Genomic DNA, 16,485 nt, shown 5'->3' on the forward strand with positions numbered 1-16,485 from the left:
TTAGATATTTAGCCGAAAGTAAACCTTAGGCAAACTTTTCTAGCATTGAATACAATACCGATTGATCAACGGGTTTAGATAAATACTCATTCATGCCGCTGGTAAAACATTTGTCACGCTCCCCCGACATGGCATTGGCGGTCAAAGCAATAATGGGGACAGTGGCGACAGGGGGTGATAACTGCCGAATTTGTTGTGTCGCTTGGTAACCATCCATGTTTGGCATTTGGCAATCCATTAAAATTAACGAATAAAAGCGCCCGTGTTTAGTTTCATGGTCGAGTATGCCTAAGGCTTCGACACCATCATTGACTATGTCAAATTTAATATTTCGCTGCTTAAGCATTTCACCTATCACCACCTGATTGATTTCGTTGTCTTCAACAATCAATACTTTTAGGTGACTTAGATCTGCTTTTTCCGGCACAAAATCAGCTGAGTCGATAGTTTGAGTTTCACTTTGGAATATTTCGATATTGATATTTGCCGTGAATATACTGCCCTTATTTAGGCCACTTTCGACTATTACATCACCACCCATTAGCTGGCAAATTTTGCGAGTAATAGATAAACCAAGTCCAGTGCCACCATATTTACGAGTAGTAGATTTGTCTGCCTGATTAAAGGGAGAAAATAGCAGGGTTTGCTGTTCAGTAGAAATCCCCACTCCGGTATCTTGCACTTTAATGGTTAAAGTGGCCTGATTGTCATCCTGCATCTTGAGTTCAGTTGAAATGATAACCTGGCCTTGGGGCGTAAATTTAATCGCATTTGAAAGTAAATTAGAACAAATTTGGCGAAGCCGTGTTGGATCAGTGATGGCGTGAATATTTTGAATTGAATCAAACCTTTTAGTTACCTCTAAAGATTTTTCCTTTACCAATGGATTAAAAATATCGACACAATTTGTCAGTAATTGATGGAGATCTACGGGCAGTTTTTCTAGTGTTAACTGGCCAGAGTCAACTTTAGTAAAATCTAAAATATCACTGATAATACCCAGTAATGATGTTGCACTGTCTTTGGCTAAACCTAAAAAGTGTTGTTGTTCAGTATTAAGAGGTGTACTGGTTAATATCTGCAACATGCCCAAAACACCATTGATAGGTGTGCGAATTTCGTGGCTCATATTGGCTAAAAATAAACTGCGTGATTCAAGTGCCAAAGTCAGTTCTTTGTGTCTATTTTCTAATTGCACACGAGAGTTAACCTGCTCAGTGATATCTTGAAAAGCACCAATTAATCTCACACATTGGGTATTTTCAAATTCGGCTCTGCCCTTAGACGCGACCCACCTTGCATTACCTTTTTGAGTCACAATTTCAAATTCACCAGAAAAATGGCCGCCTTGTTCTATCACTCTGTTAACTAACATAGTAATACGTTCTCGATTTTCTCCTGCTTTATAAAATTCTATGCCACTTGTTAAAGCAGGCTCGAAATCAGGGGCGACTTCATGAATTCTTTTGGTTTCATCTGACCAGTATACTTTTTCATTAATTAAATCAACTTCCCATGCGCCAACACCCGCCAACTGCCCCATTTGTTTCAAAATATCTTGTTGTCGCGCCATTTGTTTTTGTTGTTGTTGCAGTAACGTCAGTTTTTCATGTCGGGCAATTTCATTGCCCACCCAATGTGACAGTAACTCTACAAAGTCATGCTCTTCTTCGCTAAAGGGTTGTGTTCGCGCAGCACTTGCCGAAAAATTTATCGTGCCAAAGCGATTTCCCTCTACTAAAAGAGGGGCTCCAATGTAACTTTCTAACCCAAAGTTTAAATAACAGGGGTGTTGGGCTATATGGCTCTTACCTGCGTGATGAAAAGAAAGAGCTTGGTTGGTTGCTAAGGTATGTAAACAATAGGTTTCGGCAACGGGAAAAATGGTGCCAACTAGCAAAGAATTATCTGGAGATAGACCATGACGGACAATGTACTTGTCATCTTTTATCTGGCTAATAATAGCAAGCTCAAGTTGAAAATAACTCAGCCCAAATTCTAGCAAAGCATCCATTTTTTGCATGTGAGACAAATTACTATTTGAGGTGATTTGATACAACCCGTTTAGGTTTGGCATCATTTGTAAACTCCTTTTGCAAGTAAATGCTTACCTAATTTAAAATTGCACATAATTTTTAGTCTAGGTCGGTAATACTTGACTATATAGTGTAAATCAGCGACTGCAAATTCAATTTCATGATTCACATATACTGCTTTGAATACAAATAAGTTTATTTACATCAATATCCGAGCATAAAAAAACCGACACGAGTGTCGGTTTTTAATGTTTGAATTAACTATTCTGTCAATATTCGTTTTGTGTTGCTTGCTGCAAATAGAGATTAAAATTAGCTTGATTTGCTTCTTTTAATGATAAGCACTGCTTGGCTGAATATATAGCTATATCATAGCTGCGAGCCATGCCTTCAAAGTTTGCTTTTTTATCTGCATAGAATTTTTCTGCGAGTTTAATGTTGGCTGCATCACAAGATGTTGAGAAGTATTCTGGCATTCTGGCAATGTGATAGGCTGGCATTTTTTTCGACAGTGCTTCAAAGTTTTTATCTAACCAAGCATAAAATAGAGTCTGATCATCTAAACTACTCTTTGCGGCATAAACGTTGGTAATAGCGTTGGCTGGGCTCACATGATCAGACAAAGCAAAGTCTAAGGTTTTTACTATTTGTTGCTCATCGGTGAAAATCATCGCCCGGCTGACTGTACCGCGAATATTGGCATCGGTATTGGCCACATAAAAGTCTCTTAGAATGGTATACCAGTCTTGGTCACTAAAACGTGCCATATTTCGCAAGGCTCTTGTGGCAATGCTTCTGGGCACACTAGTAGGATCTTTCAGATATTTGTTGGCCAGTTCAGCACTGACTTGTTCTACTTTTGGGGTGTTGGCAAAACGACTTAAAATACCGTACACAGCCCCCCTTAAACGAGTGGTATCAGTTGAGTCACTAGGTTGATCTTCGACGCCTAAGCGTTCAAACCAAGGCATAAGTTTTTTAGCTGCAAACTGACCAAACATGGCTTCGTTATCTTTGTCTACTAGATACAGAAAGTCATTCAAAGTGCTAACAACGGCTCTACCAACCATAGGATCTTTGTCATCGACTAAGGCATCCATAACTGACATCATTTCGCCTAACTCGATTTCACCCGCTGAAAACAAGGCTTCTGTATTGTACAGGAGTGACTTTTTTTCGCGGGGGTTTAATACTGATATGTCGTCAAGCAAGGCTAAAAGTTGTTTCGATGAAACTTTCCAGCGCATATAACCCATGGCATTTTCGTTAGGGAAAATCCAATCTGCTTCAGCAAGATCACTGATTGTTGTTTTAGCAGAATTGAGGAACAAATTAGTACGAGATATTTTACCGTTTTTCTTATAACTAATGGCAAGTGGCACAATCCAAGTTTGCTCTTGTACTTCTGCACCTTTTAGATGATAGCGAGATTGGCTAACTTCACCATTTGCTGTAAATTCGACCAATGGATAACTTGGTTGTTCGAGGTAAGTTTTCATCATAGCCGGAACATCGAATTGAGCTACAGTGGATAGTACCTTCCAAAGGTCGTCAGCTTGGGCATTTTTAAATGCGTTGTTTTTCATATAGGTTTGAATACCTTTCTGGAAGGACTTTTCACCTACTAAGGATTCAATCAGTTGTAAAATAGACTCGCCTTTACTGTAATTTAAGCCAAGACCATCCATTACATCCGTTTGGCTTTTCACCACTTTTTTAACGGGTTTTACTGTAGGGCTAGCGTCGGCTCCAAAGGCTCCTTCTTGCACCAATTGGCCTTTGACGTTTTGCTCTGGATATAAATCCATCATCACTTTACTGGCCATCCAAGAAGCAAACGCTTCGTTTAGCCAAAGGTCATCCCACCAAGCCATGGTGACTAAGTTCCCGTACCACATATGTGCTAATTCATGGGCAATCACACTTAATGTGCCACTTTGCTCTGCTAAGCGAGGTTCGTCTTCTAGCAATAACAAACTACTGCGATAGGTCACTAGACCAACGTTTTCCATGGCTCCAAAAGTAAAGTTAGGCACAGCTACAAAATCTAACTTTTCGTAGGGATAAGGCGAACCAAAATAACTTTCTAGGTTTTGCAAAATTCCAGCAGTATGTTTGGCTGCAAACTTAGTGCGTTGTGCCTGTCCTTTGGGTGTGTATATTTTTCCTGGGACACTTAAATTTGGGATATCGTAAGCGTCCAATTCCCCCACAGCCAACGCCACTAAATAAGTCGGCATAGGTTTAGTTTTGTTAAATTCTACTGTTTGCCAGCCATCTTTGACAGTGCGCTTTTTCACTAAGGTATTAGACAATACAGTGTGTTTTTCAGGAGAGGTTATTGTGACTTGATAAGGAATCTTAAAGCTAGGTTCATCAAAACTCGGAAAAGCACGTCGTGCATACATATCTTCAAATTGTGTAAAGACATAGTTGAGGCCTTCAAACTTTGATAAATACATGCCATCTGATGCGGTATTGAATTTTCCATCAAATACAATATGCAAATGGTAACGGTCGGCCGCTATATTTTGGCTCGCTTTACCCTGTTGAATTTCATAGTCGTGGGACGTCACGGCAAGGGGAATTTTGCTATCACCTTGACTTAAGTAAGCTTGTTGAATGTTGAGATCTTTTTGGTAAAAGCCAATGGTATCTGTGGCCTTTGTCACATCAATTGTAATGGTGGTTTCACCACTAAATGTGGGGCTGTCTGGATCAATCTTTAAGGTAATCTGCTGAAAGCTAGGTTTAATAAAAGTGGATAATCGAAACGCAGTGTCTTTGGCATAGCTAGTGACTGAAATTGTCACACTTAGCAAAAGCCATGAACATAGATGTGTAAGCTTCATAAGGTTTTTCCTGAAGTATATTTTTATAGTGAGTACAGTGATTTTAATGGACGCACCCTAATTACATTTTAAAAAAAAGCAATATAGAAAAGGTTAACAAATGTGTACAAAGCATTATTGGTAGTCAAATGTATTGGTTTTCTTTTTGCTTTTACGTTTTTTGGGATGTTATCCGAATTCATTGATCCCTCACTTAAGGCAGCCTATGCTGATTACCTCATTTGCAAACACCGCATACATTTTTTGGAGTAAGCATGGCGGCATTCAAACTTATATTTTCGACATTTGTTTTAGTCTTTTTGACAACCACAGTAGAGGCAAAAAAGGGAGGACAGTTAGGACAATTTAATATTGAAAAAGATCTGCTACTGGCACAATTCGACAGTAAAACAGACGTTGATGATATCCATTCAATTGCAGCAACTGCAACAATGCTTGCAGATGAAAGATTTCAAAAGGTAAAATTTTATGCTGTTGCTGGCGCTTATGGTGATCAAGAGGGCTTATATGTCCCAGCTTCGAAATTATTTGAGTTATCTTTTGAAAGAAGATGGGTTAACGCGCATACCCAATATGATAAGTCGCTAACATTTGTGATTACTAAAGTGGCAGAAACCTTAGCGCTTTCAGGAAACATCTGGATCGCCGAAGCAGGGCAGTCTAATTTTACTGCTGATGTAATTCGTGCCATAAAACAACAACATCCCAATCTAGATACAACAACCAGGATAAAGGTAGTACAACACAGCAATTGGAATGAAAATTCCACCAATCCAGCGGATTTAGCGTATACAAAAGCAAACTCTGCTTATTTTAAAATTCCTGATGGCAACGCTAAAGATAACGGTACCCCCGGATTTAAGTCTCAGCAAATGCCAGATTGGCGTACTTATATCAAAGATCCGCGACTCGTTTCCATTTGGGAGTTAGCCATTTCTGTTGCCAATCAATATAACGGTGTTGCAGGTCGTTACAATAATCCCGCCATTGCCGATGGTGGCATTGATTTTTCTGATGTCGCTGAAATCTGCTGGATCTTTGGTTTTGAAACACTCACAGATGAAAACGCATTTTTTAAAGAATTTGCCAAAATGAAAGTTGATTCAAACTTATAAAATCAAAGGTGAAAACTAATAGCGGAATATAGAAAGGGACTAACTAAGGTAAACCTAGGCGCTGAAAACGCCTAGGTCAGTATTTGCTTATGCTGTAATAGGAAACGCATAATCCTCTAAGGTTTTTCTCAAAGCCAATTTATTGAGCTTGCCTGTAGCGGTATGCGGGAGTTCTTCAACAAACACAACATCATCTGGCATTGATAGTTTATGTAGTTTGTTTTGTAAAAACTCTAACATTTGTTCAGTTGTAACATTTGCACCAGCCTGGCGTACTACAACTAATAATGGACGCTCAGTCCATTTGGGGTGATAACGCCCTATGGCAGCAGCTTCGGCAACATCTGGGTGACTAACAGCGGCATTTTCAATTTCTATTGAACTGACCCATTCTCCACCGGTTTTGATAACGTCTTTGGTGCGATCGGTAATTTGCATATAACCTTGGGGGTTAATTGTCGCTACGTCACCCGTATCAAACCAACCCAATTCATCCACTGGGCATCCTTCTGAGCCAGGTACTTGTGACAAACCATAATAACCACTGGCTACCCAAGGGCCTCGGACTTTAAGGGCACCAAATGCCACGCCGTCCCAGGGCAACTCTTGATTGTTGTCATCGACTATACGCATTTCAATACCAAATACGCCGCGGCCTTGTAAACATTGTAAATCGATTAACTCTTCATCAGTCAAATCATCCATGCCAGCTTTTTTGCAGAATATAGTACCAAGAGGACTCGTTTCGGTCATGCCCCAGCCTTGGATCACTTCTATATTATGCAGATGCTTAAAACGTTCGATAATAGTTCTAGGACAAGCCGCACCACCAACACTGACACGGGTCATAGTAGGAATGGTTTTACCGGTTTTTTCCAGATAATCGAGTAGTGCCAACCATATGGTAGGTACCCCTGAACTAAACGTCACTTTTTCGGTTTCAATTAGGTTTTGCAGTGATTCACCATCGGCCATTTTAGGCCCAGGCATCACCATCTTCGAACCTGCCATTAATGACGCATAAGGTGCTCCCCATGCATTAACATGGAACATAGGTACTATGGGTAGAGTGGTTTCTTTGTAAGAAGCCGCAACCACGTCAGGCATACTTCCACCTAATGCATGTAATACCGTAGAGCGATGGCTATAAACTACACCTTTAGGATTACCAGTTGTACCTGAGGTGTAACACATAGCGCTGGCAGTGTTTTCATCAAACTCAGGCCATTCAAAGGCAGTAGACTGCTTACTCAATAGAGTTTCGTAACACATCACGTTTGGCAAAGTTGTAGCGGGCATATGGGCTTCATCGGTTAAAATGATGTAACCCTCGACTTTAGGAAGGTGGTCTTTTAACGCCTCTAGCAAAGGAACTACTAATAAATCAACAAAGATAAATCTGTCTTCAGCGTGATTGATAATGTAGGTCACTTGCTCGGGGTACAATTTAGGATTGATTGTATGGCACACCATGCCACTACCGGATACCCCATAATACAGTTCAAGATGGCGATAATCGTTCCACGCTAAGGTACCAATACGATCACCAAACTTAGCACCTAACTCGACTAAAGCATTAGCCAACTGACGACTACGATTAGCAAAATCTTTATAGGTATGCCTATGTCTAGGGTTATCTGCTGTGACAGAAACAATCTCTGAATCCGGAAAGTTCTTGTCCGCGTGTCTGAGTATGGAAGAGATCATTAACTGGGTATTCATCATCAAGGCTTGCATATGTTTTCCTTTAATTTATCTGTATCTATAAAAGTACAAAGCGTTCGAACCACAGAGAACACAGAGCGCTGCGCTACACAGAGAAAAGCGACTAGATTGTTAAGACCTACATGTCTTTTCTCTGTGCTCTTTGTGTGCTCTTTGTGTGCTCTGTGCTCCTTGTGTCCTCTGTGGTAAGAGTTATTTTTGTATTTCTGAGCTCGTAGCTACCAGCTCGCAACTTTTTCTTACCAAGCGGTCACACCGCCATCTATCGCTATGGTTTGCCCAGTCATATAAGAATTACCCGGCGACAAAATTAACAACATGGCGTTCACCACTTCTTGAGGATTAGATAACCGCTTCATAGGTGTACCTCTTGCCAACTGTGCTTGACCTTCCTCTGAAGCAAGTTCACCTAAAATAGCGGTAGGGCTGTAAAAAGGACAAATTGCATTGCAGCGCACGCCTTTTCTGGCGTATTCCACTGCGGCGGTTCTGGTTAAACCTACAACCGCATGTTTGGCAGCTGCATAGGCGCCACCTTTAGGGGCGCCACCTAAACCAGCTAAAGAACTGATATTCAACACATGGCCTTCGCCTTGTTTAAGCATCGCCTCAATTTGGTATTTCATTCCGAACAACACACCATTGACGTTGACGTTAAATTGGCTGTGCATAGTGTCTTCAGTCAATTGATGTAAAGGTGTCATTTCGTGGGCAATGCCCGCATTGTTGACACCAATATCCACCTGTCCAAACTTTTCTAGTGCACTATCAACCATCTGTTTACAGTCTTGTTCTTTGGATACATCACACAACATCGCGATTGCGTTGTTTTGGTCGGGTAGGGAGGCCAAAGTTACATCTAGGTTTTGTTGGTTGATATCACTTATCACCAATTTACAACCACGTTTGGCAAGACCTTGTGCTAATAAACGACCAAAACCGCCGCCCGCACCTGTAATCAAGGCGACTTTTCCGCTGAAATCTAATAACTCATCCATTAATTGGTTCCTGTTCTTTTATAACTAAAAATTTAAAGTGGGTTGGCATGTATAAAGCTTAGTAGTACTTTGGCGAGTTCTTCGCCTTTATCCTCTTGTAGGAAATGCCCGCCTTGCTCAATAGTGGTATGGGCTTGTCCTTCACAGCCAGGAATCAGTTTGTGCATAATTTTGTCGCCTCCTGCTGTAACGGGGTCTGAATCACTAAATGCGGTGATAAAAGGCTTGTTGAATTGTTGCAGTGATTGCCATGCCAGTCTGTTGGCTTGGCTGGCCGGGTTATCTGGTGTAGTGGGCACAAGTAAAGGAAATTGTCTTACACCCGCTTTATAGGTTTCATCAGGAAATGGGGCATCATAGGCGGCTAACACGTCAGGGCTTAAGGAGCTAACAGTGGCGCCTTTTATAATGCCAGCCACAGGAAACACGTCTACTTCCTGAGAAAAAGTTTGCCACTTCAAAAAGGCGTCACTGGCACCATGGTCGCCAGTAGGCAGCATAGTGTTGGCAGCCAACACTCGTGCAAATAAATCTGCATGCTCTGCAACCAAACGTAACCCCAATAAGCCACCCCAATCTTGGCATACTAAAGTGATGTCCTTTAGGTCCAATTGCAGGATAACTTGGCGTACCCAATCTAGATGCCGCTGAAAGGTATAGTCGCTCCTTTCAGTGGGTTTGTCTGATTTACCAAAACCGATTAAATCAGGTGCAATGACTCGATAACCGGCTGCCACCACGGGCGCTATCATTTTACGATATAGATATGACCAACTAGGCTCACCATGGAGCATTAAAACAACCTCAGCGTCTTTTGGGCCTTCATCAATATAGTGGAGTTTGAGTGAACCGCCTTCACAATCATCTACTTGCAAAAAGTGAGGGGGGTAACAATAGTCTGTTATCGGTTCAAAACAGTGTTTAGGCGTGGTCAAATACTGCAATCTAAGTCTCTCGATGTAATAATTTTGTAAACTACTTGTTGTCTAGAACATCAAATGCGTCACGAAAAGTCAACTTGCTCAGACTAATGCAGAATTATCCATTTAATGAATAGATTCGCTGCTAATTGCTCTCACTTTGAATTCATTGCTAATAATCCCTGCTTATTCTTCAGTATAAAATCAATAAATTAGAATGATTAGGGCGGGTAGCCTAGTATCCGTTGGTAAATATTAAGCTGGTAAGAGGTCTATATGAGTCAAATTGAATCACAAGCTGCTGTTGGTTATGAGCTAATTGAAACCCCATCTGCAAATAAAATTGCAGCGTTATGGATGCAAAATCCCCCTGTTAATGCTTTGTCTAAATCTGTACGGGTTGGATTAATCGAGCATTTAAATACAGCCATTGCTGATGAGTCAGTTGAAGTGATTGTTATTTCATCTAAACAAAACTTGTTCTCTGGCGGCGCGGATATTAGCGAGTTTTCTGGTGGCGATTTAGAGCCTAACTTACCTGTAGTGTTAGATGTAATTGAAAATTCACCTAAGCCGGTAGTGGCAGTGTTAAACGGCCCTGCGTTTGGTGGTGGTTTAGAAGTGGCGTTATCTTGTCACTACAGAGTGACCTTTGCTTCTAATAAAGTGGGCTTGCCAGAAGTGAATCTAGGTATTTTACCTGGAGCGGGCGGCACTCAACGTTTACCTCGATTAGCGGGCGTGCAGCAAGCGCTGGATATGATTGTTTCTGGCCGTCCTGTTGCCGCTAAGAAGTTACCTGGCGTGTTTGATGTTGTAGTAGATGCGCCTGAAACCTTATTGAGTAGTGCTTTGGCGTTTTGCGAAAAAGTCATTGCAGAGGGTAGCAAGGTACGGAAAACCTGTGATGTGCAAATTGATGCAAGCACGGCTCCTAAAGAGTTATTTGCTCAATATCGTCAAGGCTTAGCCACAAAAGCCAGAGGCTTTTTTGCTCCTGAGCGTTGTATTCAAGCAGTTGAAGCATCGGTTGCATTACCTTTTGCACAAGGTTTAGTGCGCGAAGGTGAGTTGTTTATGGAGTGCATGCGCTCTAAAGAGGCACGTGCACAGCAGCATTTCTTCTTTGCTGAACGCGCCGCCTCTCATGTGAAAGACTTTAACAAAGATACCCCAGTAAGAGACATCAAAACCGTCGGTATTATTGGCGCAGGCACTATGGGCGGCGGCATTGCCATGAACTTTGCTAACGCGGGTATTCCTGTGATTATGCTTGAGCTTAAACAAGAAGCTTTAGACAAAGGTTTGGCGTTAATTCGTAAAAATTACGAAAACTCAGCGAAAAAAGGCAAACTCACCGCAGAGCAAGTTGAAGACAGAATGGCATTATTAACTGGCTCTACTGAATACGCATCATTAAGTAATGTGGATTTAGTGATTGAAGCGGTATTTGAAAAAATGTCTGTGAAACAAGAAGTCTTTAAAGCATTGGATGCAGTCTGTAAACCTGGTGCAATCTTGGCTTCTAATACCTCAACTTTAGATATTGATGAAATAGGTGAGGCCACTAAACGCCCTGAAGATGTGATTGGTTTACATTTCTTCAGCCCTGCCAATGTGATGAAGTTATTGGAAGTGGTTAAAACCAGTAAAACGTCTCCTGAAGTCATTAAAACTACCATGAAAATGGCTAAGAAAATCAACAAGGTGGCTGTGCTTGTTGGAGTGTGTTTTGGATTTGTGGGTAATCGCATGATCGAAACATATGGCCGTGAAGCAAATCGCATGATGCTTGAAGGTGGCACGCCAGAACATATCGATAAAGTTATTTACGACTTTGGTTTGCCTATGGGGCCTTTCACTATGGGTGATATGGCGGGGCAGGACATCGGTGCTTTTGTACGCGAATCACGCCGTGAATTTATCAAGCATGATCCTACTTACTGTGTTTTAGCTGACAAGCTAGTGGAACAGGGCAGAGTAGGACTAAAAGCTGGTAAAGGTGTGTATTTATACGAAGCAGGTAACCGTAAACCCATTCCTGATCCAAGTGTGCTTGAGTTAGCAAAACAGGTTGCTGCAGATTTAGGCGTGGCGCAACGAGACATCAGCGATAAAGAAATTATCGAACGAATTATTTTCCCTATGATCAACGAAGGTGCGTTGATTTTAGAAGAAGGTATTGCTGCTAAATCTAGCGATATCGATGTGATTTATGTCTATGGTTATGGTTTCCCTGTTTATCGCGGTGGGCCTATGCAGTATGCCGATGAGATTGGTTTGAAAACTGTGTATGACGCTATGTGTAAATATCGCGACGAGTTAGGCGAGCACGGTAAAAACTGGTTTGAACCAGCGCCATTATTGAAAAAATTAGCAGAGCAAGGCAAACGATTCGCTGACTTATAGTCATCGATATTTGCTTTACTATTAACGAATTAAAGAATATTTAAAAAGAGAAATTTATGAAAGAAGCAGTCATAGTATCAACCGCAAGAACTCCCATTGGCCGTGCCTATAAAGGTGCATTTAACAATCTTGAAGCGCCAAGTTTAGGTGGCCATGCTATCCGTGAAGCGGTCAGAAAATCTGGTATTGATCCCGCTAGTGTCGATGACGTCATTATGGGCAGTGCGTTAACCCAAGGTAGCGGCGGTATGAACATAGGTCGACTAGCTGCACTTGCTGGCGGTTTACCTACTTCAGTATCTGGAATGACCCTTGATCGTCAATGTAGCTCAGGTATGTATGCCATCGCCACAGCCGCAAAACATATCATTACTGATAATGTACCCATCATGGTTGCTGGTGGATTAGATTCGATTAGTTTGGTGCAAAACAAAGCGATGAACACTCACCGTATGGTGGATCCCGCTTTGGCTAAAATGCACAAAAACATTTATATGCCTATGCTACAGACAGCTGAAGTGGTAGCCGCTCGTTACGGCATTAAGCGTGACGTTCAGGACGAATACGCGTTTCAAAGCCAAATGCGCACAGCTGCGGCGCAGGAAGCAGGCAAGTTTGATGACGAAATTGTTCCGGTTACTGCAACTAAAGTTATTATTGACCGTGAAACTAAAGAAGAAAGCTTCCAAGAAGTGACGCTTAGTAAAGACGAAGGTAACCGCGCTGAAACCACATTAGAAGGTTTACAAAACTTAAAACCTGTTATTGAAGGTGGTGTGATCTCTGCAGGTAATGCGAGTCAGTTGTCTGACGGTGCATCTGCCAGTGTCATCATGAGCAGTAAACTGGCTGAACAACAAAACCTCACGCCTTTAGGTGCCTATCGCGGTATTGCGGTTGCAGGTTGTGAACCCGATGAAATGGGTATTGGCCCAGTTTTCGCTATTCCAAAATTACTGAAGCAACATGGTTTAACCATGAACGACATTGGTTTATGGGAACTTAACGAAGCCTTCGCTGTGCAAGTGTTATATTGCCGCGACAAGTTAGGTATTGATGACAATATTTTAAATGTAAACGGTGGCGCTATTTCTATAGGTCATCCTTACGGCATGAGTGGCGCACGTATGGTTGGTCACGCCTTGATTGAAGGTAAACGTCGTGGTGCTAAATATGTGGTTTGTACTATGTGTATTGGTGGTGGTATGGGTGCTGCAGGTTTATTCGAAGTTTACTAAAACACGCATCTAGTGACGCGCTAGGAGCAATGTGCTCCTAGCGGAAAGATCCGAAAAAAGTGACAGATAAAAAATAAGTAAAAGAGTTAAGAGGTACGTTATGCAATATTTTAAGGCCCCACAAAAAGAAGCCTTATTCGTGATGAACGAATTATTAGGTTATGAAAAGCATTATGCAGATTTGGGGTTTACCGATGCCTCCCCAGATATGGTTGAAGCCATTTTTTCAGAAGCGGCTAAATTTGCCGAAAATGTCTTAGCACCCATCAACGCCAGCGGTGATGCAGAAGGGTGTAAGTGGGAAGATGGAGTAGTGACCACACCTACTGGTTTTAAAGACGCTTACCAACAATATGTTGACGGTGGCTGGACAGGGATGACACATCCTGAAGAATTTGGCGGTCAAGCACTGCCTTATTCGTTAAACAGTGTGATGGCAGAATGGTTTTCATCAGCGAATCACTCTTGGGCAATGTATCCGGGTTTGAGTCAAGGTTGTATTGAAACTTTAAAAGAGCACGGTACGCCTGAACAACAAAAAATGTTTTTACATAATCTTGTTGGTGGCAGTTGGACTGGCACCATGTGTTTGACTGAACCTCATTGTGGCTCTGATTTGGGGATGCTGAAGTGTAAAGCCGAACCCAATGCGGATGGCAGTTACAGCCTCACAGGAACCAAGATTTTTATCTCGGCTGGTGAGCATGATATGTCTGAAAATATCGTACATATCGTTATTGCACGTTTACCCGATGCACCAAGTGGTACTAAAGGTATTTCTTTGTTTGTGGTACCTAAATTCCACGCAGGTCCCGAAGGCGAAAAATTAGAGCGAAATGCAGTTTCTTGTGGGTCCATCGAACACAAAATGGGTATCAAAGGATCGGCAACTTGTGTGATTAATTTTGATGGCGCCAAAGGTTATTTAGTAGGTACCGAAAACCGTGGGCTTAACTGTATGTTCACTTTTATGAACTCGGCGCGTATTGGCACAGGTTTAGAAGGTTTATCTGCCTCTGAAGCGGCTTTTCAAGGCGCATTAGCGTACGCCAAAGATCGTTTGCAATTTAGAGCCATGACAGGTGTTAAAAACCCTAACGGTCCAGCAGATCCCATTATTAACCACCCTGATGTACGTCGTATGTTGTTGACTCAAAAAGCCTTCGCTGAAGGTAATAGAGCGTTAGCTATCTACGCCATGAAGTTGGTGGATGTGACTCAAGCTAGCCAAGATGAAGCAGCTAAAAAATTAGCAGAATCAAAATTAGCCTTGTTAACACCTATTGTTAAAGCATTCCTCACAGAAACGGCTCAAGAATCCACAAGTTATGGTATGCAGGTATTTGGTGGTCACGGATTTATAGCTGAATGGGGTATGGAGCAACTAGCTCGTGATACCCGTATTTGTACAATGTACGAAGGCACAACAGGTATCCAAGCAATTGATTTATTAGCCAGAAAAGTGGTTGGATCCAAAGGCAAGTTATTAAATTTATTTACTGACGAAGTCAAAGAATACTGTAAGAGTATTCGTGATAAAAGCCAGTTTAATGCTTGGTCTAACAGTATTGATAAACATTGTGATGAATGGCACCAAATTACTGAAGACATTATGCAAAGATCAGCGAGTAGCCCTGCAGAACTAGGTGCTGCTTCAGTTGATTATTTGATGTACTCCGGTTACGTTGTGGTTGGGTATTTTTGGCTTAAAATGGCTGTTGTAGCGCAACAAAAACTTGATGAGGGCACAGGCGATCCAGAATTTTATAAAGCGAAATTGCATACCGCTAAATTTTATTTTGATCGTTTATTAACTCGCACACGTTCTTTAGTATCTGCAATGGAATCCGGTGCAGATAATTTAATGAACATGGAAGAAGAACAGTTCAATATTGTTTAAGCTTTTTTGGGGGTGACCCTTTTAATATTATAAGAAGCTAAGCAGGGAAATAAAAAAAGCGGACAATGTAGATTGTCCGCTTTTTTTTTGAGTAAATAAGTGAGCATAGCCATGAAACATCACACAATCGCTATTGAAAGCGTTTCTCTCCATTATGTTGAAGCTGGGGATCAAAACACCAGTCGTCCGCCACGGCAGACCATTATCTTTTTGCATGGTTTCCCAGAATACTGGGGCACTTGGCATGCACAGTTAGCGTATTTTTCTAAAGATTATCGGGTTATTGCCCCTGATTTACCAGGTTACAATTTAAGTGATAAACCTCAACAGCAGTCATTTTTTGCAGTGCCTAACCTCATTCAGTTTATGGCTAAATTTATTCAAAGTGTGGCATCACAAGAAAAAGTTATTTTAGTGGCCCACGATTGGGGCGGAGCAATAGCCTGGCCACTTACTGCATTTTTTCCTCAGCTTATCGAGAAGCTGGTCATACTGAATGCGGCGCATCCAAGCATTTTTACGCGTGAAATGATAACTAACCCCAAGCAACGCCAAAAAAGTGAATATATTCATGAATTAATTGCGCCAGACGGCGAGGCAAAACTAACGGCCAATCATTTCCAATATCTCAAAGAGAAAATATTTGCTGGTATGCGAGAGGGCGCGTTAGATGAAGCGCAGCAACAGGCTTATGAGCAGGTTTGGTCTCAGCCCGGTGCGGTTAATGGTATGTTGCAATATTATCGAGCTATGCCTCAATTAGCCCCATCTGAGAAAGCAACGACTAATGCTAATGGACCAGTAGTAGCCGCAGCCCAAATGAAAATACCTAATATCCGTATCACTTGCCCAACGCTAATATTGTGGGGTGAACAAGATCAAGCTTTTGTGAAGCAGAATGTGGATGGGGTAGAGGAGTATGTGCCCAATGTGCGGATTAAACGATTTGCTAATGCTAGCCATTGGTTGCAACATGAATTACCAAATGAAGTGAATCACGCAATGGATGATTTTCTTAAAACCACTAAAAGCATTTGAACCACTGGGCACTTTGGTTGCTTCGAGTCGGGTGCCGCACACAGAACGCTGGGTTCATAGAAGCGCAGAGGTAAAAGTGATGGGTGTTGAGTTCTCTGTACCTTTCTTAGTCGCTGAGGTTACTTTTTTTATATTCACCCATAAAAAAACGGCCTCAAAAGAGGCCGTATTCCTAAGGTAAGCTACTTTCTGTTTAAAGAGAATGCTACTTACCAACCATGTTGAACGTGTCGCTGGCCGAAGCCAAGTTCGTT

General features: G+C 41.7%; 11 protein-coding genes. 5 read left to right on the plus strand and 6 right to left on the minus strand.

The genetic code is table 11. The features are described 5' to 3' along the window. Positions 1 to 25: 25 nt before the first annotated feature. Together AAC000_RS15320 and AAC000_RS15325 are read right to left on the minus strand one after the other, a co-directional pair. The gene (locus AAC000_RS15320; protein ID WP_339723779.1) at positions 26 to 2,080 is read right to left on the minus strand and encodes an ATP-binding protein; all 2,055 of its coding nucleotides are present in this window, start codon (positions 2,078 to 2,080) and stop codon (positions 26 to 28) included. 225 nt (positions 2,081 to 2,305) lie between these two features. Next, a complete protein-coding gene (locus tag AAC000_RS15325; RefSeq protein ID WP_339723782.1) occupies positions 2,306 to 4,888 on the minus strand; it encodes a M1 family metallopeptidase in 2,583 nt (860 codons plus the stop codon). 254 nt (positions 4,889 to 5,142) lie between these two features. Between AAC000_RS15325 and AAC000_RS15330 the strand changes: the two genes are divergently transcribed. After that, positions 5,143 to 6,003, plus strand: a complete 861-nt coding sequence (locus tag AAC000_RS15330) for a hypothetical protein (RefSeq protein ID WP_339723784.1) — start codon at positions 5,143 to 5,145, stop codon at positions 6,001 to 6,003. 87 nt (positions 6,004 to 6,090) lie between these two features. Here the strand turns inward: AAC000_RS15330 and AAC000_RS15335 are convergent, their stop codons facing one another. The 3 genes from AAC000_RS15335 to AAC000_RS15345 form a co-directional block, all read right to left on the minus strand. Continuing rightward, positions 6,091 to 7,740 (minus strand): long-chain-fatty-acid--CoA ligase, encoded by a 1,650-nt coding sequence (locus AAC000_RS15335; protein ID WP_339723786.1) that lies wholly within the window; start codon positions 7,738 to 7,740, stop codon positions 6,091 to 6,093. A gap of 227 nt (positions 7,741 to 7,967) precedes the next feature. Continuing rightward, entirely contained in the window at positions 7,968 to 8,726 is a 759-nt protein-coding gene (locus AAC000_RS15340) for an SDR family oxidoreductase (protein ID WP_339723787.1), read from the minus strand. Between the two features lie 32 nt (positions 8,727 to 8,758). Next, on the minus strand, positions 8,759 to 9,670 hold the full coding sequence (locus tag AAC000_RS15345; RefSeq protein WP_339723789.1) for a haloalkane dehalogenase: 912 nt from the start codon (positions 9,668 to 9,670) through the stop codon (positions 8,759 to 8,761). 252 nt (positions 9,671 to 9,922) lie between these two features. On the opposite strand from AAC000_RS15345, the gene AAC000_RS15350 reads away from it, so the two are divergent. The 4 genes from AAC000_RS15350 to AAC000_RS15365 all read left to right on the plus strand — a co-directional run bounded on the left by AAC000_RS15350 (position 9,923) and on the right by AAC000_RS15365 (position 16,231). Beyond that, positions 9,923 to 12,055 carry a 3-hydroxyacyl-CoA dehydrogenase NAD-binding domain-containing protein gene (locus AAC000_RS15350; RefSeq protein WP_339723791.1) on the plus strand — a complete coding sequence of 711 codons (2,133 nt, stop codon included), beginning with the start codon at positions 9,923 to 9,925 and terminating at the stop codon, positions 12,053 to 12,055. Positions 12,056 to 12,111: 56 nt separating this feature from the next. Further along, the gene (locus AAC000_RS15355) at positions 12,112 to 13,293 is read left to right on the plus strand and encodes an acetyl-CoA C-acyltransferase (RefSeq protein ID WP_339723792.1); all 1,182 of its coding nucleotides are present in this window, start codon (positions 12,112 to 12,114) and stop codon (positions 13,291 to 13,293) included. 100 nt (positions 13,294 to 13,393) lie between these two features. Continuing rightward, positions 13,394 to 15,193 carry an acyl-CoA dehydrogenase C-terminal domain-containing protein gene (locus tag AAC000_RS15360; protein WP_339723793.1) on the plus strand — a complete coding sequence of 600 codons (1,800 nt, stop codon included), beginning with the start codon at positions 13,394 to 13,396 and terminating at the stop codon, positions 15,191 to 15,193. A 111-nt stretch (positions 15,194 to 15,304) separates the two neighbouring features. After that, on the plus strand, positions 15,305 to 16,231 hold the full coding sequence (locus AAC000_RS15365) for an alpha/beta hydrolase (RefSeq protein WP_339723794.1): 927 nt from the start codon (positions 15,305 to 15,307) through the stop codon (positions 16,229 to 16,231). 54 nt (positions 16,232 to 16,285) lie between these two features. Here the strand turns inward: AAC000_RS15365 and AAC000_RS15370 are convergent. Next, positions 16,286 to 16,485: hypothetical protein (locus AAC000_RS15370; RefSeq protein WP_339723795.1), on the minus strand; the 200-nt coding region annotated here is incomplete at its 5' end.

Origin of the sequence: uncultured Paraglaciecola sp., from assembly GCF_963977085.1 — a bacterium.
GTDB lineage: Bacteria > Pseudomonadota > Gammaproteobacteria > Enterobacterales > Alteromonadaceae > Paraglaciecola.